General features: G+C 60.7%; 1 protein-coding gene. It reads left to right on the top strand.

Annotation, left to right across the window (positions count from 1 at the left end; all coding sequences use genetic code 11):
• Positions 1 to 55: 55 nt before the first annotated feature.
• On the top strand, positions 56 to 313 hold a 258-nt coding region (locus GSQ92_RS13165; protein ID WP_254066619.1), incomplete at its 3' end, for a transposase.

Here is a 313-nt window from a genome sequence, read left to right as displayed (position 1 = left end):
AGAGACCGTTTGAAAATGCTTGTGGCGGCTCGGGGAGGGATGATTCAAGCTCGGGATGTGGACCCGAGAGAACCGAGGCCGGATGGCCGAAATCGCGCGCAGGACCAAGCGTTATCCAACTGACCTGACGGACGAGGAGTGGGAGCGGATCAAGCCGTTACTGCCCAAGGCGCCAAAGCGCGGCCGCAAAATCAGCGTCGATCTGCGCGAAATGCTCAATGCGATCCGCTATATGGCGCGCAGCGGCGGTGGCTGGCGCATGCTGCCAACGAATTTCGGCCCGTGGCAAACCGTATACTGGTGGTTTCGACGG

The organism is Acidisoma sp. S159 (genome assembly GCF_009766125.1).
Classification (GTDB): domain Bacteria; phylum Pseudomonadota; class Alphaproteobacteria; order Acetobacterales; family Acetobacteraceae; genus Acidisoma.
The sequence above is the reverse complement of the archived record's forward strand: the minus strand, read 5'-3'. Positions and strand labels throughout refer to the sequence as shown.